General features: G+C 62.6%; 16 protein-coding genes. 9 read left to right on the top strand and 7 right to left on the bottom strand.

Going from position 1 to position 20608, the window contains the following annotated elements:
- Nucleotide 1: 1 nt before the first annotated feature.
- The 9 genes from murD to lpxC all read left to right on the top strand — a co-directional run bounded on the left by murD (nt 2) and on the right by lpxC (nt 10484).
- Nucleotides 2-1348: a UDP-N-acetylmuramoyl-L-alanine--D-glutamate ligase gene (gene murD / locus I9018_RS26670; RefSeq protein WP_068578843.1), complete on the top strand. Its 1347-nt coding sequence runs from the start codon at nt 2-4 to the stop codon at nt 1346-1348.
- 2 nt (nt 1349-1350) lie between these two features.
- Nucleotides 1351-2562, top strand: coding sequence for a putative lipid II flippase FtsW (ftsW, locus tag I9018_RS26665; protein WP_176719844.1), 1212 nt, complete (start codon nt 1351-1353; stop codon nt 2560-2562).
- Nucleotides 2552-3622, top strand: coding sequence for an undecaprenyldiphospho-muramoylpentapeptide beta-N-acetylglucosaminyltransferase (gene murG / locus I9018_RS26660; RefSeq protein ID WP_241107939.1), 1071 nt, complete (start codon nt 2552-2554; stop codon nt 3620-3622). The genes ftsW and murG overlap by 11 nt, the downstream gene beginning before the upstream one ends.
- Nucleotides 3615-5072 (top strand): UDP-N-acetylmuramate--L-alanine ligase, encoded by a 1458-nt coding sequence (murC, locus tag I9018_RS26655; RefSeq protein WP_068578847.1) that lies wholly within the window; start codon nt 3615-3617, stop codon nt 5070-5072. Before murG ends, murC begins: the two co-directional genes overlap by 8 nt.
- Complete coding sequence (locus I9018_RS26650; RefSeq protein ID WP_068578849.1) at nt 5069-6025, top strand: D-alanine--D-alanine ligase; 957 nt, start codon at nt 5069-5071, stop codon at nt 6023-6025. The genes murC and I9018_RS26650 overlap by 4 nt, the downstream gene beginning before the upstream one ends.
- Before the next feature lie 4 nt (nt 6026-6029).
- The gene (locus I9018_RS26645) at nt 6030-6899 is read left to right on the top strand and encodes a cell division protein FtsQ/DivIB (RefSeq protein WP_068578850.1); all 870 of its coding nucleotides are present in this window, start codon (nt 6030-6032) and stop codon (nt 6897-6899) included.
- A 14-nt stretch (nt 6900-6913) separates the two neighbouring features.
- Nucleotides 6914-8173, top strand: a complete 1260-nt coding sequence (gene ftsA, locus I9018_RS26640) for a cell division protein FtsA (protein WP_068595669.1) — start codon at nt 6914-6916, stop codon at nt 8171-8173.
- 90 nt (nt 8174-8263) lie between these two features.
- Entirely contained in the window at nt 8264-9460 is a 1197-nt protein-coding gene (ftsZ, locus tag I9018_RS26635) for a cell division protein FtsZ (protein WP_022640798.1), read from the top strand.
- A 112-nt stretch (nt 9461-9572) separates the two neighbouring features.
- Nucleotides 9573-10484: a UDP-3-O-acyl-N-acetylglucosamine deacetylase gene (gene lpxC / locus I9018_RS26630; protein ID WP_011063304.1), complete on the top strand. Its 912-nt coding sequence runs from the start codon at nt 9573-9575 to the stop codon at nt 10482-10484.
- A gap of 66 nt (nt 10485-10550) precedes the next feature.
- On the opposite strand, the gene I9018_RS26625 is transcribed toward lpxC, so the two are convergent.
- The 7 genes from I9018_RS26625 to I9018_RS26595 all read right to left on the bottom strand — a co-directional run bounded on the left by I9018_RS26625 (nt 10551) and on the right by I9018_RS26595 (nt 20427).
- Nucleotides 10551-12074: a sensor domain-containing diguanylate cyclase gene (locus tag I9018_RS26625; protein ID WP_241107938.1), complete on the bottom strand. Its 1524-nt coding sequence runs from the start codon at nt 12072-12074 to the stop codon at nt 10551-10553.
- A gap of 138 nt (nt 12075-12212) precedes the next feature.
- Entirely contained in the window at nt 12213-13544 is a 1332-nt protein-coding gene (locus tag I9018_RS26620) for an OprD family porin (protein ID WP_241107937.1), read from the bottom strand.
- Nucleotides 13545-13733: 189 nt separating this feature from the next.
- Nucleotides 13734-13958 carry a hypothetical protein gene (locus I9018_RS26615; RefSeq protein WP_068578862.1) on the bottom strand — a complete coding sequence of 75 codons (225 nt, stop codon included), beginning with the start codon at nt 13956-13958 and terminating at the stop codon, nt 13734-13736.
- Nucleotides 13959-14134: 176 nt separating this feature from the next.
- Complete coding sequence (locus I9018_RS26610; RefSeq protein ID WP_241107936.1) at nt 14135-15499, bottom strand: heavy metal sensor histidine kinase; 1365 nt, start codon at nt 15497-15499, stop codon at nt 14135-14137.
- Entirely contained in the window at nt 15489-16166 is a 678-nt protein-coding gene (locus I9018_RS26605; RefSeq protein WP_068578867.1) for a heavy metal response regulator transcription factor, read from the bottom strand. The genes I9018_RS26610 and I9018_RS26605 overlap by 11 nt, the downstream gene beginning before the upstream one ends.
- A gap of 8 nt (nt 16167-16174) precedes the next feature.
- Nucleotides 16175-19270, bottom strand: coding sequence for a multidrug efflux RND transporter permease subunit (locus tag I9018_RS26600; RefSeq protein ID WP_241107935.1), 3096 nt, complete (start codon nt 19268-19270; stop codon nt 16175-16177).
- Nucleotides 19267-20427 carry an efflux RND transporter periplasmic adaptor subunit gene (locus tag I9018_RS26595; protein WP_241107934.1) on the bottom strand — a complete coding sequence of 387 codons (1161 nt, stop codon included), beginning with the start codon at nt 20425-20427 and terminating at the stop codon, nt 19267-19269. Before I9018_RS26595 ends, I9018_RS26600 begins: the two co-directional genes overlap by 4 nt.
- Between the last annotated feature and the right edge of the window lie 181 nt (nt 20428-20608).

Genomic DNA, 20608 nt, shown 5'->3' with positions numbered 1-20608 from the left:
AGTGTCCCTGATCGCTTCTGACCACTTCCGCATCGTCGTCGGCCTCGGCAAGAGCGGCATGTCCCTGGTTCGCTTCCTGGCGAGCCGGGGCGTTGCTTTTGCAGTGGCCGACACGCGGGAAAATCCACCTGAGCTCGCCACGCTGCGCCGTGACTACCCGCAGGTGGAAGTGCGTTGTGGCGAGCTGGATGTCGATTTCCTGTGCCGTGCCGACGAACTTTACGTCAGTCCCGGCCTGGCCCTGGCAACTCCGGCCCTGCAGGCCGCCGCTGCCCGTGGCGTGAAGCTCTCCGGCGATATCGAACTGTTCGCGCGTAACGCGAAAGCCCCGATCGTCGCCATCAGCGGTTCCAATGCCAAGAGCACGGTGACCACCCTGGTAGGTGAAATGGCCGCCGCTGCAGGCAAGCGTGTGGCTGTGGGCGGTAACCTCGGCACACCCGCCCTGGATCTGCTCGACGACGACATCGAGTTGTATGTCATGGAGTTGTCCAGCTTCCAGTTGGAGACCACTGACCAGCTCGGTGCCGAAGTAGCCACCGTGCTGAACATCAGCGAAGACCACATGGACCGCTACAGTGGCCTGCCCGCGTATCACCTGGCCAAGCACCGGATCTTCCGTGGTGCCCGGCAAGTGGTGTTCAACCGCCAGGACGCCCTGACCCGGCCGTTGGTGGGTGAGGGCCTGCCGTGCTGGAGCTTTGGCCTGGGAGCGCCCGACTTCAAGGCCTTTGGCCTGCGCGAGGAGAATGGCGAGAAGTACCTGGCTTTCGAGTTCCAGAACCTGATGCCGGTGCGCGAGCTGAAGATCCGCGGCGCCCATAACCAGTCCAACGCCCTGGCGGCACTGGCCCTGGGGCATGCGGTGGGCCTGCCGTTCGATGCCATGCTGGCGGCCTTGCGCACCTTTGCCGGCCTCGAGCACCGTTGCCAATGGGTTCGGGACCTGGATGGCGTGGGCTACTACAACGACTCCAAGGCTACCAATGTGGGGGCTGCCCTGGCGGCCATCGAAGGCCTGGGTGCGGATATCGATGGAAACATCGTGCTGATCGCCGGTGGCGATGGCAAGGGCGCCGACTTCAAGGACCTGCGTGACCCTGTGGCGGCCAACTGCCGCGCAGTGATCCTGATGGGGCGTGACTCGGAGCAGATAGGCGAGGCCATCGGTGAGGGCGTGCCGCTGATTCGCGTCGGCTCGCTGCTCGAAGCCGTGCAGCAGTGCCGTTCGACCGCACGACCAGGGGACGTGGTGCTGCTGTCGCCCGCGTGCGCCAGTTTCGACATGTTCAAGAACTATGAGGACCGTGGTCACCAGTTCGTCCACATCGTGGAGGCGCTGGCATGAACCTGAGGAACATCATCAAGCCGTATCCATCGCCGATTATCACGGGACGTGGCGTCGACCTCGATTTCCCGATGCTCGCCGGTTGCCTGACGCTGCTCGGCCTGGGGCTGATCATGATCGCTTCGGCATCCACCGAAGTGGCGGCGGCCCAGTCCGGCAGCGCGCTGTACTACATGATCCGGCACCTGATCTACATCCTGCTGGGCCTGGGGGCGTGCATCGTCACCATGATGATCCCGATCGCCACCTGGCAGCGCCTGGGGTGGATGATGCTGATCGGTGCATTCGGCCTGTTGGTGATGGTGATCATCCCGGGCATCGGCCGTGAAGTGAACGGTTCGATGCGCTGGATCGGCTTCAGTTTCTTCAACGTCCAGCCATCGGAGATCGCCAAGGTCTTCGTGGTGATCTACCTCGCCGGCTATCTGGTGCGCCGGCAGAAGGAAGTACGCGAAAGCTGGATGGGCTTCTTCAAGCCATTCATCGTGCTGTTGCCAATGGCCGGCCTGCTGCTGATGGAACCGGACTTCGGCGCCACCGTGGTAATGATGGGGGCCGCGGCCGCGATGCTGTTCCTTGGCGGCGTCGGGCTGTTCCGGTTCTCCTTGATGGTGGTGCTGGCGGTGGCGGCGGTGGTGCTGTTGATCCAGATGCAGCCCTACCGGATGGCGCGTTTGACCAACTTCGCCGACCCGTGGGCCGACCAGTTCGGCGCCGGCTACCAGCTGTCCCAGGCGTTGATCGCCTTTGGACGGGGCGAGTGGCTGGGCGTAGGCCTGGGCAACAGCGTGCAGAAACAGTTCTACCTGCCTGAGGCACATACCGACTTCGTATTCTCGGTGCTGGCCGAGGAGCTGGGTGCCGTGGGGTCGCTGTGCACCGTGGCCCTGTTCGGTTTCGTCTGTATCCGTGGCATGTACATCGGCCTGTGGGCGGAGAAGGCCCGGCAGTTCTTTGCTGCCTATGTCGCCTATGGTCTGTCGTTCCTGTGGATCGGCCAGTTCCTGATCAACATCGGGGTGAACGTCGGCCTGTTGCCGACCAAGGGGCTGACCTTGCCGTTCCTCAGTTATGGCGGCAGCTCCCTGGTGATCTGCTGCGCCTGCCTTGGCTTGTTACTGCGTATCGAATGGGAGAGCAGGACCCATCTGGGCAGCGAAGAGATGGAGTTCAACGAAAGTGACTTTGCCGAGGAGCCGAACCATGGGCGCTAACGTGCTGATCATGGCGGGCGGCACCGGTGGCCACGTGTTCCCGGCGCTGGCCTGTGCCCGCGAGTTCCAGGCGCGCGGCTACACCGTGCACTGGCTGGGCACGCCCCGGGGTATCGAGAACGAGCTGGTTCCAGCAGCAGGCCTGCCGTTGCACTTGATCAACGTCACCGGGCTGCGCGGCAAGGGCAAGTTGTCGTTGCTCAAGGCACCTTTCGTGTTGTTGAAGGCGGTGCTCCAGGCGCGGCGCATCATTCGCCAGCTCAAGCCGGTCTGCGTACTGGGTTTTGGTGGTTATGTGACCGGGCCTGGCGGTGTCGCCGCCAGATTGTCCTCGGTGCCCGTCGTCGTTCACGAGCAGAACGCGGTTGCCGGTACCGCCAATCGGCTGCTGGTGCCGTTGGCCGCCCGAGTCTGCGAAGCTTTCCCGGACACCTTCGGGGCCTCCGGTAGCCGCCGCACCACGGGCAATCCGGTACGCACCGAGCTGTTCCTCGATACACCGCGCGAGGCCCTGGCCGGACGCAAGGCGCGTTTGCTGATCCTGGGCGGAAGCCTGGGCGCAGAGCCGTTGAACAAGCTGTTGCCGGAAGCCCTGGCACAGGTCGCCTCCGAGCTACGCCCGGAGGTGTTCCACCAGGCTGGCAAAAACCACGATGAAGTCACTGCAGAGCGTTATCGCGCCGTTGGCGTCGAGGCTCAGGTGCAGCCCTTTATCAAAGACATGGCCCAAGCCTATGGCTGGGCCGACCTGGTGGTCTGTCGCGCAGGTGCGTTGACCGTCAGCGAACTGGCTGCTGCCGGTCTGCCCTCGATGTTGGTGCCTCTGCCCCATGCGATCGACGATCACCAGACTCGCAATGCCGAATATTTGGCTCGTGAAGGCGCTGCTTTCCTGATGCCGCAAAGAACGACTGGTGCAGCGGACCTTGCCGCTCGCCTGACAGAGGTTTTGATGCAACCAGAACGACTCGACAACATGGCCCGGGCCGCGCGCCGCCTGGCCAAACCCGAAGCGACCCAGGACGTGGTGAAGATCTGCCTGGAGGTGGCCCATGGTTGAGAATCAAAAAGCCATGCCGCAACCGGAGATGCGCCGTATCCGCCGTATCCACTTCGTCGGTATTGGCGGCGTGGGCATGTGCGGGATCGCCGAGGTGTTGATGAACCTCGGCTATCAGGTCTCCGGCTCCGACCTCAAATCGTCGGCCGTTACCGAGCGCCTGGAGTCCTTCGGTGCCCAGATCTTTATCGGCCACCGTGCCGAGAATGCCGCCAATGCCGACGTACTGGTGGTGTCCAGCGCGGTCAATACCTCGAACCCTGAGGTCGCCACGGCCCTGGAGCGGCGTATTCCGGTGGTGCCACGGGCAGAAATGCTCGCTGAGCTGATGCGTTACCGCCACGGTGTAGCCGTGGCCGGTACCCATGGCAAGACCACCACCACCAGCCTGCTGGCCTCGGTATTCGCCGCAGGTGGCCTGGACCCGACCTTCGTCATCGGTGGCCGGCTCAATGCCGCAGGTACCAATGCGCAGCTGGGCACCAGCCGCTACCTGATCGCTGAAGCCGACGAAAGCGATGCCAGTTTCCTGCACCTGCAGCCGCTGGTGGCCGTGGTGACCAACATCGACGCCGACCACATGGCGACCTATGACGGCGACTTCAACAAGCTGAAGAAGACTTTCGTCGACTTCCTGCACAACCTGCCGTTCTACGGGCTGGCGGTGATGTGCCTGGACGATCCGGTGGTCCGCGAGATCCTGCCGCAGGTCAAGCGTCCTACCGTGACCTACGGCTTCAACGAAGAAGCCGACGTGCGGGCGATCAATGTTCGCCAGCAAGGCATGCAGACGTTCTTTACCGTGCTGCGCCGCGACCGCGAGCCGTTGGACGTGTCGGTGAACATGCCGGGCAACCACAACGTCCTCAACTCCCTGGCGACCATCGCCATTGCCACCGATGAAGGCATCAGCGATGAAGCCATCGTCCAGGGCCTGTCGGGCTTCCAGGGTGTGGGTCGACGCTTCCAGGTGTACGGCGAGCTGCCGGTGGAAGGTGGCAACGTGATGCTGGTGGACGACTATGGGCACCACCCGACCGAGGTCGCCGCGGTGATCAAGGCCGTCCGTGGTGGTTGGCCGGAGCGCCGCCTGGTGATGGTCTACCAGCCGCACCGTTTCAGCCGTACCCGTGACCTGTATGACGACTTCGTGCAGGTCCTGGCCGATGCCAACGTGTTGCTGTTGATGGAGGTCTATCCGGCCGGCGAAGAGCCGATCCCCGGTGCCGACAGCCGCCAGCTGTGCCATAGCATCCGCCAGCGTGGCCAACTGGACCCGATCTACATCGAGCGTGGCGTCGACCTGGCGCCGGTGGTCAAGCCGCTGCTGCGTGCTGGCGATATCCTGCTGTGCCAAGGGGCCGGCGATATCGGCGGCCTGGCGCCCAAGCTGCTCGCCAGCCCGTTGTTCGAAGGTGCTGTGGCGGCTGGCAAGGGGGCATTGAAATGACTGCTGCCTACGCCAACCTGTTCTCCACCGTAGCGCCGGCCGATTTTGGTCGCGTGGCCGTGCTGTATGGCGGCAAGAGCGCCGAACGCGAGGTTTCGCTGAAGTCCGGCAAGGCCGTGCTCGAAGCCCTGCAAAGCGGCGGCGTGGATGCGTTCGGCATCGACGTCGGCGACGACCTGCTGCAGCGCTTGCTGAACGAGAAGATCGATCGCGCCTTCATCATCCTCCACGGTCGTGGTGGTGAGGACGGCAGCATGCAGGGCCTGCTGGAGTGCCTGGGGATTCCCTACACCGGCAGTGGCATCCTCGCCTCGGCCCTGGCCATGGACAAGCTGCGGACCAAGCAGGTCTGGCACAGCCTGGGCATTCCGACTCCACGCCATGCGGTGCTGAGCTCTGAAAGCGACTGTATTTGCGCAGTGGCGGAACTGGGCATGCCTTTGATCGTCAAACCGGCCCATGAAGGCTCCAGTATCGGTATGGCCAAGGTGACCACCAGCTCCGAATTGATCGAGGCATGGAAGGCGGCCAGTACCTATGATTCGCAAGTGTTGGTCGAGCAATGGATCCAGGGTCCGGAGTTCACCATCGCGACCCTGCGTGGCCAGGTCCTGCCCCCTATTGCCCTGGGTACTCCCCATACTTTCTACGACTACGACGCCAAGTACCTGGCATCCGATACCCAGTACCGGATCCCTTGTGGCCTGGATGCCGACAAAGAGCAGGAACTGATGGAGCTCACGGCCAAGGCCTGCGAGGCACTCGGTATCGCCGGTTGGGCACGGGCCGATGTGATGCAGGATGCCCAGGGGCAGTTCTGGTTCCTGGAAGTGAATACCGCTCCAGGCATGACCGATCACAGTCTGGTGCCGATGGCCGCCCGCGCGGCCGGTCTGGATTTCCAGCAGCTGGTATTGGCCATCCTGGCAGCCAGTCTTGAGGCGCGAGGTTAAGTCCATGCAAGGCGCATCGCTTCGTCATCAGCAACCTGCAGCACCCGGCCGCAAGCCGGTGCCGCGGGGTGCCAGCCGGATGGTGGCCAAAGAGCCGATGTCGGTGCGTCTGCCGAAGGCCAATTTCGGCTTTCTGAAAGGTTTGTTCTGGCCGGTGCTGTTGGTGGCCCTGGGGTTCGGCACCTATGAAGGTGCCCAGCGCCTGTTGCCTTATGCCGATCGCCCGATCACCAAGATCGCGGTGCAAGGGGACTTGAGCTACATCAGCCAACAAGCGGTGCAGCAGCGGATCGCGCCTTACGTCGCGGCGAGCTTCTTCACCATCGACCTGGCAAGCATGCGCACCGAGCTGGAGCAGATGCCCTGGATCGCTCATGCCGAGGTACGTCGGGTGTGGCCGGACCAAGTGGTGATTCGCCTGGAAGAACAACTGCCTGTGGCCCGTTGGGGCGATGAGGCACTGTTGAACAACCAGGGCCAGGCCTTCACCCCGCGTGAGCTGGCGAACTATGAACACTTGCCGCAGTTGTTCGGGCCGCAGCGGGCCCAGCAGCAAGTGATGCAGCAGTATCAGGTGTTGAGCCAGATGCTGCGACCGCTGGGCTTTTCGATCGCCCGTCTGGAGCTGCGTGAGCGTGGCAGTTGGTTCCTGACCACCGGTGCCGGCAGTGCCGGCCCGGGTATCGAGTTGCTGCTGGGTCGCGATCATCTGGTGGAGAAGATGCGCCGCTTCATTGCCATTTATGAAAAAACGCTGAAAGAACAGATCACGAACATCGCGCGCATCGATCTGCGCTATGCCAACGGCCTGGCCGTCGGCTGGCGCGATTCGGCGGCACCCACGACGGCGCGGCCCGCTGTCGCGAAGAATTAAGAAGAGGCAGGACCATGGCAAATGTGCAAAGCGGCAAAATGATCGTCGGCCTGGATATCGGCACCTCCAAGGTGGTGGCGCTGGTAGGCGAAGTCGCGGCCGATGGCTCGCTGGAAATCGTCGGTATCGGCACCCATCCATCTCGCGGCCTGAAGAAGGGCGTGGTGGTGAATATCGAGTCCACCGTGCAGTCGATCCAGCGCGCAGTGGAAGAGGCGCAACTGATGGCGGGCTGCCGTATCCACTCGGCGTTCGTCGGCGTGGCGGGTAACCACATCCGCAGCCTGAACTCCCACGGCATCGTGGCGATCCGTGATCGCGAGGTCAGCTCGGCGGATCTTGAGCGGGTACTCGACGCTGCCCAGGCCGTGGCGATTCCAGCGGACCAGCGTGTCCTGCACACCCTGCCGCAGGACTACGTGATCGATAACCAGGAGGGCGTTCGCGAGCCCCTGGGCATGTCCGGCGTGCGCCTGGAAGCCAAGGTCCACGTGGTGACCTGTGCGGTGAACGCGGCGCAGAACATCGAGAAGTGCGTGCGCCGTTGCGGCCTGGAGATCGACGACATCATCCTCGAGCAGTTGGCCTCGGCCTACGCGGTGCTCACCGACGATGAGAAGGAACTGGGCGTGTGCCTGGTGGATATCGGCGGCGGTACCACCGATATGGCGATCTTCACCGAGGGCGCGATCCGCCACACGGCGGTGATCCCGATTGCCGGCGACCAGGTGACCAACGATATCGCCATGGCCCTGCGGACTCCGACCCAGTACGCCGAAGAGATCAAGATCCGCTACGCCTGTGCCCTGGCCAAGCTGGCCGGTGCCGGCGAGACCATCAAGGTGCCGAGCGTCGGCGATCGTCCGCCACGCGAGTTGTCGCGCCAGGCCCTGGCCGAAGTGGTCGAGCCACGCTACGACGAGCTGTTCACCCTGATCCAGGCAGAACTGCGTCGCAGCGGCTACGAAGACCTGATCCCGGCGGGCATCGTGCTCACCGGCGGCACCTCGAAGATGGAAGGTGCGGTGGAACTGGCCGAAGAGATCTTCCACATGCCAGTCCGCCTGGGCGTACCCCACAGTGTCAAGGGCCTGTCCGACGTAGTGCGCAACCCGATCTATTCCACCGGTGTCGGCCTGTTGCAATACGGTTTGCAGAAGCAGTCCGACGGCATCCAGTTCTCCGGTATCGGCAACCGCGACAGTTACAGCAGCGACGAGCCCAAGGCCGCCTTGATCGATCGAATCAAGAGCTGGGTACAGGGCAACTTCTGATAAGCAGTTTCACGCGACACGTTTCAAGCAGTACGCAGTAAAAGCAGTAGGCAGTAGGCGAAAAACTAGAGAAATGAAAGGAGAGGGAAAATGTTCGAACTCGTAGACAACATCCCGCAAAGTCCGGTAATCAAGGTTATCGGCGTAGGCGGTGGCGGCGGCAACGCGGTCAATCACATGGTCAAGAGCAACATCGAAGGCGTCGAGTTCATCTGCGCCAACACCGATGCTCAAGCGCTGAAGAACATCGGCGCGCGGACCATCCTGCAGCTGGGTACCGGCGTGACCAAGGGCCTGGGTGCGGGTGCCAATCCGGAAGTCGGCCGCCAAGCCGCTCTGGAGGACCGCGAGCGTATCGCTGAAGTACTGGCGGGCACCAACATGGTGTTCATCACCACGGGCATGGGCGGCGGTACCGGTACCGGTGCGGCGCCGATCATCGCCGAAGTGGCCAAGGAAATGGGCATCCTCACCGTTGCGGTGGTGACTCGTCCGTTCCCGTTCGAAGGCCGCAAGCGCATGCAGATCGCCGATGAGGGCATCCGCGCGCTGAGCGAAAGCGTCGACTCGTTGATCACCATCCCCAACGAGAAGTTGCTGACCATCCTGGGTAAAGACGCCAGCCTGCTGTCGGCTTTCGCCAAGGCGGACGATGTATTGGCCGGTGCCGTTCGCGGTATCTCCGACATCATCAAGCGTCCAGGCATGATCAACGTCGACTTCGCCGACGTTCGTACCGTCATGAGCGAAATGGGCATGGCGATGATGGGTACCGGCTGCGCCAGCGGTCCGAACCGTGCACGCGAAGCCACCGAGGCGGCGATCCGCAACCCGCTGCTGGAAGACGTGAACCTGGAAGGCGCTCGCGGCATCCTGGTGAACATCACCGCAGGTCCTGACCTGTCCCTGGGCGAGTACTCCGACGTGGGTAGCATCATCGAGGCCTTCGCGTCCGAGCACGCCATGGTCAAGGTCGGTACCGTTATCGATCCGGACATGCGCGACGAGTTGCACGTGACCGTGGTAGCAACCGGCCTGGGTGCGAAGATCGAGAAGCCTGTGAAGGTCATCGACAACACCGTTCAGACCTCCATGTCGTCCGCGCAGTCGCAAGCGCCAGCCCCTGCTCGCCAGGAGTTGCCGTCGGTGAACTACCGCGACCTGGATCGTCCGACCGTGATGCGTAATCAGGCGCAATCGAACGCGGCGACCGCAGCGAAGTTGAATCCGCAAGATGATCTGGACTACCTGGACATCCCGGCATTCCTGCGTCGTCAGGCCGATTGATGGAATGTATCAGGGGTATTAGGGTGATTGGTGTTCAGCAAAGGCATGGTCTGCTATTATCGCCAGCCTTTGTTGATACCAGTTCGCAATTTGCGCTGAAGCGGCCCAAGCCATGATTAAACAACGCACCCTGAAGAATATTATCCGTGCCACAGGTGTAGGCCTGCATTCCGGGGAGAAGGTATACCTGACCCTCAAGCCTGCGCCTGTCGACACCGGCATTGTGTTTTGTCGTGCCGACCTGGACCCTGTGGTGCAGATCCCTGCTCGCGCGGAAAATGTTGGCGAAACCACTATGTCGACGACACTGGTCAACGGTGACGTCAAGGTGGACACGGTGGAGCACTTGCTCTCGGCCATGGCTGGCCTGGGCATCGATAACGCCTACGTCGAGCTCTCCGCGTCCGAAGTCCCGATCATGGATGGTAGCGCCGGACCCTTCGTATTCCTGATTCAATCTGCCGGCCTCGAAGAACAGGACGCAGCTAAGAAGTTCATCCGCATCCTTCGTGAAGTGACAGTGGAAGACGGCGACAAGCGCGCCACTTTCGTACCTTTCGATGGTTTCAAAGTGAGCTTCGAGATCGATTTCGATCACCCGGTTTTCCGTGACCGCACCCAGAGTGCAAGCGTGGATTTCTCCAGTACTTCGTTCGTAAAAGAAGTCAGCCGCGCCCGTACCTTTGGTTTCATGAGTGATATCGAGTACCTGCGCAAGCACAACCTCGCACTCGGCGGCAGCGTCGAAAACGCCATTGTGGTCGATTCGGATGGCGTGCTGAACGAAGACGGTCTTCGCTACGAAGACGAGTTCGTCAAGCACAAGATCCTGGATGCAATTGGTGACCTCTACCTGCTGGGCAACAGCCTGATAGGTGAGTTCAAAGGCTTCAAGTCGGGCCACGCACTGAACAACCAGCTACTGCGCAAGTTGATTGAGCAGAAAGATGCCTGGGAAGTGGTGACCTTCGAAGATGCCAGCACTGCACCGATCTCTTACATGCGTCCAGTCGCGGCCGTGTAAGTAACACTCTCTTTCCTTTTATTTTGAAGGCCATCCCCCCGGATGGCCTTTTTTTATGCCCGGGTTTCAGGCGCTGCGCCTGGAACAGCCCTGGGACATATTGGAAACCACTCGGTTGCGTCCGCTGGACTTGGCCTGGTACAGCGCCTTGTCGGCGTTACCTATCCAGTCTTCCTGATGGGTGTCGGCATCGCCTGACCAGGTATTGATGCCGATGCTCACGGTCAAGGGCACGGCGTGCTCGGCCACGGCCGGCAGCGCCTCGATGCTGGAACGGATCTTCTCGGCCATGAGCGACGCCCCGGCACTATCGGTGCCGGGCAGGATCACCGTGAACTCCTCGCCGCCATAACGTGCCGCCAGATCCGTCGGGCGGCCCACGCAGGCGGCGATGTTCTGGGCCACCAGGCGCAAGGCCTCATCCCCCAGCGGGTGGCCGAAACGATCGTTGAAGGACTTGAAGTGATCGACATCGATCATCAGCAGCGACAGTGGCTGGAGCGAGCGCTGAGCCCGGGCCCATTCGTTTTTCAGGGCCAGGTCCAGGCAGCGGCGATTGGCCAGGCCAGTGAGGGGATCGATGGTGGCCAGGCGCAACAGCTCCTGTTCGGCGCGGTGGCGCCCCCGCAGTTCGCGACACAGCAGGCAAGTCAGCCATAGCAGGGCAATGCACAGTACTCCCGTGGCACCGCTGACCAGCAGCGCGGTACGGCGCCAGGAGCTGAAGACCTCATCGATGGACAGCGCGACAATCACGATCAGCGGCAGGTCGCCCACCTGGGAAAAGGTATACAGCCGGTGCGTCTGATCCACGCTGGACACCCCGCTGAAGCTGCCATTGCCTTCGTGGAGGATGCGCACGAAGTTGGGGCGATTGCTGAAACTCTTGCCGATCAGGTCGTCGGCCAGGGGTGGTTGCTGGGCGAGCAGAAAGCCATCGCGGCTGATCAGGTTGATCGTGCCGTTGCGGCCGATGTCCAGATTCTTGAACAGTTCATTGAAGTAGCTCAGGCGCATGGCCGCTTCGGCTACACCGATGAACTCGCCATTCTCGTTGCTCAGTCGACGACTGAAGCTGATCCGCCAGTCATGCTCGGCGGTGCGGGCGCGGAACGGAGGGCTGATCATCATCCTCGGGTCCGGGTTGTCGATATGTGGGCGAAAGTATTCGCGATCGGCGAAATTGCCCCTGCGAGGCACGACCGAAGCCGAGTCGGCAAGCACATCGCCGTGCTTGTCCAGCAACAGGATATCGCCCTTATACGGCGCGGCGGTGGCCCGGTCGAAGAGCGCCAGATGACGAATGGGCGCCGAAACGTTCTTCAGGTCGTTGCGTTGCGCTGCACTGATCAGCCCCTTGAGGGACAAGTCGTAGAGTTCGACGTTGCGCAATACGTCGGCGTCGATCAGTTGCACGATATTGTTGGCGGCACGGGTGGCGGCCTGTTCGGCAGCACCGTGCTCACGGATCAAAAGGGAGGTGACGATACCGAGAATGGCCACAACGGTCAGTGAACTGATCAGGATCAGCAGACGTTCAGGATTTGACGCGATTTTCCCTGTGCGGGGTGTCGCACTGCTCACGTTCATGATTTTGACTTCTGCTACGTCGACGGATTTAAGTCTAGTGTGGACGTGGGCTAAAGAAATCGGTCACGTCTGCGCGCTATATAAATCCCGCCTGAATAAAAGGCCAGCAAAACCTGCTGGCCTTCTATTTATAGCGTCTTAGAAGACATTGATCGGGTAGTCGACGATCACACGGTATTCGTCGGTGTCGTTATCCACGACGCGGTAACCATTGCCACCCCGGTTGGTTGCCCATTGCAGGCGCACCGCCAGGTCCTTGGCCTTGCCGCCCTGAACCACGTACTTGATATCCAGGTCGCGTTCCCAATGCTTGGCGTTCTTGCCATCGGCGCTGTACCAGTTGGAGTAACCAGGGCTGTTCGGATTGACCTTGGTCAGGTCCAGCTCGCCGCGCGAATAGGACAGCGCCGAGGTCAGGCCAGGCAGGCCGATGCCAGCGAAGTCATAGGCGTACTTGAGCTTCCACGAGCGTTCGTTGGGGCCGTTGAAGTCCGAGTACTGCTGGGCGTTGTCCAGGTAGATGCTGTCACCCTGGGTGATGTAGTCGAACGGTGTATTGCCGTTGACCCGCTGGTAGGCGGCGGTGACGCTGTGGCTACCTACGCCGACGGTGAAGTGCAGGCTGTAGGTGTTGTTGTCGATGTTGCCCAGCAGGGCCTTGCCGGTGTCCTGGGTGTGGTAGTAGTGCAGGCCGGGGTTGAGGCTGACCAGGTCATTGACCGCGTAGGTGTAGTCCAGGTCGTAGTAGTACTGGTTCCAGATGTCCTTGAGCTCGGAGGCATAGAGGCTGCTGGTCAGTCCCGGCACGCCGCTCCAGGCCACCCCGGCCCAGTTCAGGTGACGGCTTTCATCATTGCTGGGCAAGGTGCCGTAGGCGGTGCCGATGCGCTTGTGACCGCTCTGGTTGTAGAGCTTGGTGAAGCTGGCTTGGCCGCCTTCGATCAACCAGCCGTCGAAGCTGTGGTTGGTCAGGCTCACGCCACGGAAAGTCTGCGGCAGCATGCGGCTCATGCCCCCGGCGATCACCGGGTTGTTGAGAAACAGGTCACCGGCTTTCAGTTCGGTGTCGAAGGCGCGCATCTTCAGGGTCGCGCCGGCGGTGGAGAAGGAGCCCGGGGCCTTGCCGCCGTCCTTGCCGCTGCGGCTGATCGGCAGGATGCTCGAGCCATCGGTGCCGCCACCGCCATCGAGCTTGAGGCCGAGCATGGCATTGGCATCCACGCCGAAACCAACGGTGCCCTCGGTATAGCCGGACTGGAAAACCCCCAGGAAGCCTTGGCCCCACTCGATGTTGTCATCGTTGTGCTGCTGGCGGTTGCGGTGCATGTAGTAGTTGCGAGCGTTGAGCTTGAGGCTCGAACCGGCGACGAAACCCTCGGTCGCGCTGTCCTCGGCGGCTTGTGCGAGGCTTGGGATAGTTGCAGCGATTGCAATGAATAGTGGGCTGACCTTCAGCGAAGTCCTAAACAACGTGTTGCTCCTTTGGTGGGTGAAGATAGTTTTTTATTTTGAATTCGGTGTGTTCTTGTTCTGTACATGACGAACGTGCCGGGGATTTCTCCACGACAAAAAAAAGCCGCTGGATTCAGCGGCTTTAAGACAACTTACTCGGCATTGAAAACAGAGAAGTTGTCGAGGGAAACGAGTCGTCGGCTTGGATCAACTGTCCTTTTGGGCATCAGCCTTGCTGTGCTCGGCAGTGATCTTCTGGGCTTGCTGACTGTTCTGCTGCTGGGCCGCCTGGGCGATCTGTGCTTGTTCGAACGCGGCGGCGCGTGCGGCATTGCGTGCGATGAAAGCCTGGGACTCTTCGGCCATGGCGGCTGGCGCCACGAACAGGGAAGACAAGACGAACGCGCTGGCAATACCCATGCTGTTGGACATTTCTGAAGACCTTCTTGCTGAGCAAGTTCAATTCGGTGCGACAAAAATATAACCACGATGAGGCTGGAAAAAGAGCCGAACAGGATAAGGACTGTTACCAAAAAAACAACAGTCAAGAGCGTGATGGTTGCAGGATTTTGCCGCCTCTTGTCCCAGGTCAGGTGTTGGCGGCGGTTTCAGCGGGGCAGGTAGAGACCGAAGGTATTGATGCCTCGATCGCTGCGCACGAAGACGTCGCCGCCGTGCATCAGGGCGATGGCCTTGACGATGGCCAGGCCCAATCCATGGTTGGCGCCGCTGTTGCTGCGCGAGGCGTCCACCCGGTAGAAACGCTCGAACAAGCGCGGCAGGTGCTCGCTGGCGATGCCCTGTCCCGGATTGCTGACGGCGATCGCCACTTGTTGTTCCTGAACCTCGATCCGGACCCGGATCACTTCGCCAGCGGCGGTGTGCTGCACGGCGTTGCTCAGCAGGTTGATCAGCGCCCGGCGCAGGTGGGCGATCTCGATGCGGACCTGGGCGTCGCCCTGGACCTCGACCCTGACCTGGGCGTCTTCGAGGATGAAATCCAGGTAGTCCAGGGTGGTCGCCACCTCCGTGGCCAGGGAGGCGCTGGTGAGCTTGGTGGCCTTGCTGCCCTGGTCGGCGCTGGCCAGGAACAGCATGTCGTTGACGATCGAGCGCAACCGTTCCAGTTCTTCGAGATTCGATTGCAACACCTCGAAGTAGTGCTCCGCGGAGCGCCCCCGGGTCAGGGCCACCTGGGTCTGGCCGATCAGGTTGGTCAGTGGCGAGCGCAGCTCATGGGCCACGTCGGCGTTGAACGACTCCAGGCGCGAGTAAGCCAGTTCGACCCGTTCCAGGGTGGAGTTGAACGAGTTGACGAACTGGCTCAGCTCCGGTGGCAGCGGTGACAGCTGCAGGCGCCCGGAGAGCCTGGGCGGGGCCAGGCGCTGGGCTTCCTGGGACAGCTTGATCAGCGGCTTGAGGCCGATCCGCGCCACCCAATAGCCCAGGGCCGAGGCCAGCAGAACGCCGACGATGGCCAGGCCGATCAAGGCGATCAGTAACTGGTGCTGGGTCTGGTGGAAGGCCTCGGTGTCGATGGCAATCAAAAAGCGCAGGGGCGGGCGCTGTTCCTTGGCCGGCAACTGGCTGACCAGCACCCGCAACGGATAGGGATGCTCGTCCAGGCTCAAGTCGCGCATGCCCAACGGGCCCTGGGCAAAGGCGCGGAGCCGCGCATCGGGATTGCCGTATTCATAGTCCGGGTCGCCGCTGATGGCCCAGAAGCGGATGCGCTTGTCCTCCTCGCTGAGCAGCTTGAGCTTGGCGCTGATCTTGCCCCAGTGTTCGGGGTTGCCATAGCGGGTCAAGGCTGACTCCAGCACGCTGTAGCGCGCATCCAGCTCGGCCTCCGGCAACAGGCCCAGGCCCTTGTCCACCTGTTGATAGAGCGCCCCGCCGATCAGCAGGAAGATCAGCAGCGCCACCAGGGTGAACAAGCCGCTCAGGCGCAGGGCGATGGAGTTACTCGGCACTGCGGTTCTCCAGTACGTAGCCCATGCCGCGGATGGTATGCAGCAACTTGTGTTCGAAAGGCCCGTCGAGCTTGGCCCGCAGGCGCTTGATCGCCACCTCCACCACATTGGCGTCGCTGTCGAAATTGATGTCCCAGACCATCTCGGCAATGGCGGTCTTGGAGAGGATCTCACCCTGGCGCCGGGCCAGCACGCTGAGCAGTGAGAACTCCTTGGCGGTCAGGTCCAGGCGAGTACCGGCGCGGCTGGCCTTGCGACTGATCAGGTCGATCCACAGGTCGGCGATGCTGATTTGCACCGGTTCGTGGCCGCCACTGCGCCGGGTCAGGGCCTGCAATCGAGCCACCAGTTCGAGAAAGGAAAACGGCTTGCCCAGGTAGTCGTCGGCGCCATCGCGCAGGCCCCTGATCCGGTCTTCCACCCGTTCTCGGGCGGTGAGCATGATCACCGGGGTCTGCTTGCGCGCGCGCAGGGCCCGCAGCACGCCGAAGCCGTCCAGGCCCGGCAGCATGACATCGAGCACGATCACGCCATAGTCGGCTTCCAGGGCCAGGTGCAGGCCCTCGATGCCATCCCGGGCCAGGTCCACGGTATAACCTTGCTCGGTCAATCCGCGGTGCAGGTAGTCCGCGGTTTTTTCTTCGTCTTCGATAATCAGAACGCGCATGACCCGCCTCAGGTATTGGTTGCCGGCAACAGGGCCGGCCGGGGCCGGTGGAACAGCCGCTCGAGCCACAAGTATATGACCGGCGTGGTGAACAGCGTCAGCGCCTGGCTCACCAGCAGGCCACCGACCACGGCGATGCCCAGGGGCTGGCGCAGTTCGGCGCCAGTGCCATAGCCGAGCATCAGGGGCAAGGCGCCGAGCAGGGCGGCCAGGGTGGTCATGATGATGGGGCGCAAGCGAGTGAGGCAGGCCTGGTAGATCGCTTCCTGAGGCGCCAGGCCGCCTTGGCGCTGGGCTTCAAGGGCGAAGTCGATCATCAGGATGCCGTTTTTCTTGACGATGCCGATCAGCAGTACCAGGCCGATCAGCGCCATGATCGAGAAGTCCTGGCCACACAGCCAGAGCATCAGCAAGGCGCCCAGGCCCGCCGAGGGCAGGGTGGAAATGATGGTCAAAGGATGCACGAAGCTTTCGTACAGCACCCCGAGGATGATGTAGACCGCCACCAGCGCGGCGAGGATCAGGTAGGGCTGGCTGGCCAGGGAGCTCTGGAACGCCTGGGCTGCCCCCTGGAAGTTGCCGCTGATGGAGGCTGGCATGCCGATCTGGCTCTTGGCCTGGTCCAGCAGGATCACCGCGTCGCCCAGGGCCACGCCGGGGGCCAGGTTGAACGACAGGTTGGCCGCCGGGAACATGCCGTCGTGGGCGATCGACAACGGCCCCACGGTGGGTGGATCGAAGCGCGCCAGGGCCGAGAGCGGGACCATTTCCCCGGTCAGCGGCGAGCGCAGATAGAAGTAGCTGAGGCTCTCGGCCTTGCCCCGTTGCCGGGTGTCGAGTTCGAGGATCACGTTGTACTGGTTGACCTGGGTCTGGAATTCGTTGATCTGGCGCTGGCCGAAGGCGTCGTACAACGCCTCGTCGACATCGCTGGCCGTCAGGCCGAAGCGGCTTGCAGCGACCCGGTCGATCTCTATGTGGGTGATGCTGCCGCCCAGTTGCAGGTCGTTGGAAATATCGCGAAAGGCCGGGTTGCCACGCAGTTTCTCGGTCAGGCGCTGGGTCCAGGTGCTCAGGGTCGCACCGTCGTTGCTCTTGAGCACGTACTGGTACTGGGCACGGCTCGGACCGGAGCTGAGGTTGATGTCTTGGCCGGCCCGCAGATAGAGGGTGATTCCCGGCACCTTCATCAATTGCGGGCGGATGCGATCGATGAAGGCGCTGGCGGAGACGTCTCGCTCGCCGCGTTTTTTCAGCGAGATCCAGAACCGGCCGTTGGCGATGGTCTGGTTGCTGCCCGATACCCCCACCGAATGGGAGAACGCCTGCACCGCGGGATCGGCGGCGACGATTTCGGCCAGGGCCTGGTGTTTTTTCACCATGTCCGGGTAGGAAATATCCGCCGCAGCCTCGGTGGTACCAAGGACGAAACCGGTGTCCTGCACCGGGAAGAACCCCTTGGGAATCAGGACGTAGCCCGCGATCGCCATGGCCAGGGTCAGGCCGAAGATGCCCAGCATCAGTTTCTGGTGCGCCAGGGCCTTGCGCAGGCCACGCTCGTACAGGGCCAGCAGGCGCTCGTCGAAGCCCGGCTTGCTATGGGGCGGATGTACCGGAGCGCGCATGAACAGCGCTGCCAGGGTCGGAGCCAGGGTCAGCGAGACCACCACCGAGATCATGATGGTCGAGGTGGCGGTCAGGGCGAACTCCTTGAACAGCCGCCCCACCACGCCGCCCATGAACAGCAACGGAATGAATGCCGCCACCAGGGAGAAACTGATGGACACCACGGTAAAGCCGATCTCCCCGGTGCCCTTGATCGCCGCCTCGCGCATGCCGTCGCCGGCTTCCAGGTGGCGGTGGATGTTTTCCACCACCACGATGGCGTCGTCCACCACGAAACCCACGGCGATGACGATGGCCACCAGGGTCAGGTTGTTCAGGCTGAAGCCCATCACGTACATCAGCGCGCAACTGGCGGTCAGGGACACACCCAGCACCGCCGAGACGATCAGGGTCGCCGACCACTGGCGCAGGAACAGCGCCATCACCGCCACTACCAGCAGCACGGCGATCAGCAGGGTGACCTCCACCTCATGCAGCGAGGCGCGGATGGTCTGGGTGCGGTCCACCAGCACCTTGACCTGCACCGAGGCCGGCAGCATCGCCTCCAGGCCAGGCAGGGCCGCCTGGATGCGGTCCACGGTCTCGACGATATTGGCGCCTGGCTGGCGCGAGATCACCAGGTTGACCCCGGGCTGGTCGCCGGACCAGGCCTGGACATAGGCGTCTTCCGGGCCGTTGACCACCCGGGCCACATCCTGCAGGCGTACCGGTGCGCCATTCTTGTAGGAAACGATCAGCTGGCCGTATTCCTCGGGATGGAACAACTGATCGTTGGTGGACAGGGTGGAAATGTTCGACTCGCCGTACAGCGCGCCCTTGGCCAGGTTGAGGCTGGTCTGCTGGATCGCCAGGCGGATGTCGGCCAGGGTCAGGCCGATGGCTGCCAGCTTGTCCGCCGAGGCCTGGACCCGGATGGCCGGACGTTGCTGGCCGGTGATGTTGATCTGGCCGACCCCGTCGATCTGGCTGAGTTGCCGGGCCAGCAAGGTCTCGGCGTAGTCGCTCAGTTCGGTCCCGGGTATTTGCGTGGAGCTGATGCTGAGGATAAGCACCGGGCTGTCGGCGGGATTGACCTTCTTCCAGGTCGGCAGGGTGGGCATGTCCTTGGGCAGTTTGCCGGCCGCGGTGTTGATCGCCGCCTGCACTTCTTGCGCCGCGGTATCGATGCTTTTGTCCAGGGTGAACTGCAAGGTCAGCAGGGACGTGCCCAGGGCGCTGCTGGAGGTCATCTGGGTCATGCCGGGAATGGCGCTGAATTGCACTTCCAGCGGCGTGGCCACCGAGGAGGCCATGGTGTCCGGGCTGGCCCCGGGCAGGGCGGCGGAAACCTGGAGGGTGGGGAACTCGGCCTCCGGCAGTGGCGCCACCGGCAGCCGTGGGAAGGCGATCAGGCCCAGCAATACCAGGGCAAAGGTCAGCAGGACGGTGGCGACCGGATGATCGATGCACCAGGCGGAGATCGAGCCTTGGCCCTTCATGGCTTGGACTCCGCGGCCTGGGCTACTTGGGGCGGATCGCTCAGTACCTGGACCTGGGAGCCGGGCTTGAGTCGCGACTGGCCGTCACTGACCAGCAGGTCGCTGGCCTGGACACCGGAAATGATGTTCAGGGCGCTGTCCTGGTACAGCACTTGTACGGGGACGGCCTCTACCTGCTGGCCCTTGAGCCGGTACACGAAGTGTTGCTCCAGGCCGCGCTGGACCACCGTCGGTGGCACGGTCAGCGCGCCCTGGTCCAGGGCCGTCTGGATCTTCACCGTCACCAGTTGCCCGGGCCAGAGCACCTGCTGGGCATTGTCGAACTCGGCCTTGGCGCGGATGGTGCCGGTGCCGCTGTCGACCTGGTTGTCGATCAGGGTCAGGTGGCCGTTGCCCAGTAATGCTCCGGGGCTGTCGCTGTCCGCGCCCTGGTAGACCCTGACTGCCGCAGGGTCCTGGGCCCGGAGCAGGCGTTGCAAGGTCGGCAGCATTTGCTGGGGCAGGGAGAACTCCACGGCGATGGGGTCGATCTGGGTCACTGAGAACAGGCCCTGGCTGTCCGTCATGCGCAGGAAGTTGCCTTCATCCACGGTGCGAATGCCGACCCGGCCGGAAACGGGGGAGCGAATCTGCGTATAGGACAGTTGGACCTGGGCAGCATCGATGGCTGCCTGGTTGCCCTGGACCGTGGCGTTGAGCTGGTTGACCAGGGCGACCTGCTGGTCATACGTCTGCTTGGATACACCGTCGTCCACCGACAGCAGCTTGTAGCGCTTGAGGTTGACCTGGGCCACCTGCAACTGTGCCTGGTTCTGCGCCAGTTGCGCCCGCGCCTGGTCCAGGGCAGCACGGATCGAACGGTCGTCGATGCTGGCCAGCAGGTCGCCGGCCTTGACCAGCTGCCCCTCCTTGGCCAGCAACTTGGTGAGAATGCCATCCACCTGTGGCCGGATGACCACGCTGTGCAGTGACAACACCGAGCCGATACCGCTGCTGTAGCGCGGTACATCCTGGCGGGTCACCTGCACCACCCGCACCGGAATCGCCGTGGGAGTGGCTAGCCTGGTGGTCACCGGCTTGTTCAGGAACCACGCAGCACCCGCGGCCAGGGCCACGAGCAGGACGGCGCAGACGACGGATTTCTTGGTAGTGGGCATGGGAGTAGGGCGCCGGGAGCGATGATGTCGGAAGGATGGCCATGATCTGTGCACAGTTATAGCCCGGTGATCGGGTCAGCACGGTGACGGCTGGCTGTCAGCGCTGTCAGAAAAGTCCTTCATGGGGGCTGGCGGCTCGCTCAAAGTGCTGCGCTGCACAGGTATACTGCCGCTCCCCTGG

Origin of the sequence: Pseudomonas sp. MPFS (genome assembly GCF_022537035.1) — a bacterium.
In the GTDB taxonomy this organism is placed as follows: domain Bacteria; phylum Pseudomonadota; class Gammaproteobacteria; order Pseudomonadales; family Pseudomonadaceae; genus Aquipseudomonas; species Aquipseudomonas sessilinigenes.
Note: the sequence above shows the minus strand (reverse complement) of the source record. Positions and strands in the feature narration are given on the sequence as shown.

Bases quoted from the DNA above. Each gene is read 5' to 3' on its own strand.
- murG (WP_241107939.1), top strand. From the start codon at position 2,552: ATGGGCGCTAACGTGCTGATCATGGCGGGCGGCACCGGTGGCCACGTG.
- I9018_RS26600 (WP_241107935.1), bottom strand. From the start codon at position 19,270: ATGAAGGGCCAAGGCTCGATCTCCGCCTGGTGCATCGATCATCCGGTC.
- I9018_RS26645 (WP_068578850.1), top strand. From the start codon at position 6,030: ATGCAAGGCGCATCGCTTCGTCATCAGCAACCTGCAGCACCCGGCCGC.
- ftsZ (WP_022640798.1), top strand. From the start codon at position 8,264: ATGTTCGAACTCGTAGACAACATCCCGCAAAGTCCGGTAATCAAGGTT.
- I9018_RS26595 (WP_241107934.1), bottom strand. From the start codon at position 20,427: ATGCCCACTACCAAGAAATCCGTCGTCTGCGCCGTCCTGCTCGTGGCC.
- I9018_RS26615 (WP_068578862.1), bottom strand. From the start codon at position 13,958: ATGTCCAACAGCATGGGTATTGCCAGCGCGTTCGTCTTGTCTTCCCTG.
- I9018_RS26605 (WP_068578867.1), bottom strand. From the start codon at position 16,166: ATGCGCGTTCTGATTATCGAAGACGAAGAAAAAACCGCGGACTACCTG.
- I9018_RS26625 (WP_241107938.1), bottom strand. From the start codon at position 12,074: ATGAACGTGAGCAGTGCGACACCCCGCACAGGGAAAATCGCGTCAAAT.
- lpxC (WP_011063304.1), top strand. From the start codon at position 9,573: ATGATTAAACAACGCACCCTGAAGAATATTATCCGTGCCACAGGTGTA.
- I9018_RS26650 (WP_068578849.1), top strand. From the start codon at position 5,069: ATGACTGCTGCCTACGCCAACCTGTTCTCCACCGTAGCGCCGGCCGAT.
- ftsA (WP_068595669.1), top strand. From the start codon at position 6,914: ATGGCAAATGTGCAAAGCGGCAAAATGATCGTCGGCCTGGATATCGGC.
- murC (WP_068578847.1), top strand. From the start codon at position 3,615: ATGGTTGAGAATCAAAAAGCCATGCCGCAACCGGAGATGCGCCGTATC.